General features: G+C 74.8%; 1 protein-coding gene. It reads left to right on the top strand.

The window, feature by feature from the left end; genetic code table 11:
- Positions 1-22: 22 nt before the first annotated feature.
- On the top strand, positions 23-1,563 hold a 1,541-nt coding region (locus K7G59_RS34305), incomplete at its 3' end, for a polyketide synthase dehydratase domain-containing protein (RefSeq protein ID WP_225840647.1).

The following is a 1,563-nucleotide window of genomic DNA, read 5'->3' as shown; positions in this document are numbered from 1 at the left end:
TCCCGGGACACCCGCCCACCGCGTGGACCTCCCCACCTACGCCTTCCAGCACCAGCGCTACTGGCTGGAGTCAGGCTCGCTGGGCAGCGCGGACGCCTCCTCGCTCGGGCTCGGCGCCGCCCACCACCCGCTGCTGGGCGCGGCCGTGCAGCTCGCTGACGGAAACGCCCTGCTGCTGACCGGCCGGGTCTCGCTGCGCACCCACCCCTGGCTGGCCGACCACACCGTGCGGGGCACGGTCCTGCTGCCCGGGACCGCGCTGGTCGAACTCGCCCTGCGCGCAGGCGATGCGGTCGACTGCGCCCAGGTCGAGGAGCTGACCCTGGAGACGCCGCTCGTCCTGCCCGAACAGGGCGCAGTGCAGGTGCAGGTGCGGGTGGGCGCTGCAGAGGACGAGGCGGGCCGGCGCTCCGTGACCGTCCACTCCCGGCCGGAGGACGCCCAGGACCAGCTCTGGGTACGGCACGCCAGTGGTGTGCTCGCCCCGGTCGGCCGACCGGCTCCGGCGGAGTTGAGCGACTGGCCGCCCACAGGCGCGGAGGCGGTCGAGATTCACGACGCGTACATGCGCCTGGCCGGCATCGGCCTGCAGTACGGTCCGGCCTTCCAGGGCCTGCGGGCCGCCTGGCGGCGCGGCGATGAGCTGTTCGCCGAGGTCGCACTGCCGGAGGGTCAGCGGCAGGACGTGGCCCGCTTCGGCGTGCACCCGGCCCTGCTGGACTCCGCCCTGCACCTCGCCGGGCTGAGCGGCGGCTCCGACCCGGTGGCGGAACCTGCCCGGCTGCCGTTCTCGTGGAGCGGCGTGACGCTGCACGCCACGGGCGCCGAGCGGCTGCGCGTGCGGCTCGCGCGACGCGGGACCGACGGCCTGTCGGTGCTGGTTGCCGACGGCACGGGCGCGCCGGTGGCCTCGGTCGACTCGCTGGTGGCGCGCCCGGTCGACTCGCAGCAGCTCGCGGGCGGCCGGGCGCGGCAGGAGTCGCTGTACGAGCTGGAGTGGGCACCCGTCCTGGCTGCTCCGGAACAGGCCGCCACCGTGGGCTGGGCGGTGGCTGGTGCGGACGAGCTCGGGCTGGCCACGGACGTGGAGTCGGCGGGGCTCGCTGCCGACAGGTTCGCGGATCTCGCGGCCCTGGCGGACTCCGGCACGGTCCCGGGGTACGTCTTCGTGCCGTGTGTGTCCGACTCGGCGCCGGGAGACGTGGCTTCCGCGACGCGGAGCACCGTACAGCGCGTGCTGGGTGTGGTTCAGGAGTGGCTCGCGGATGAGCGGTTCGCCCAGTCACGGCTGGTGCTGGTGACCAGGCGGGCGGTGGCGGCCGGACCGCAGGAGGACGTCCAGGACCTCGCTTCGGCCGCGGCCTGGGGTCTGCTGCGCTCGGCGCAGACGGAGCACCCGGGCAGGTTCGTCCTGGCCGATGTGGATGGCACGAGCGCCTCCGTGGGCGCACTCTGCGCTGCGCTCACTCAGGACGAGTTCGACGAGCCGCAGCTGGCCGTCCGGCAGGGCGTCGTGAGCGCAGTGAGGTTGGCACGAGCCGTCCATGCCGAGGTGGCCCACCG

Origin of the sequence: Streptomyces sp. NK08204, assembly GCF_020400585.1 — a bacterium.
Lineage (GTDB): Bacteria > Actinomycetota > Actinomycetes > Streptomycetales > Streptomycetaceae > Streptomyces.
Note: the sequence above shows the minus strand (reverse complement) of the source record. Positions and strands in the feature narration are given on the sequence as shown.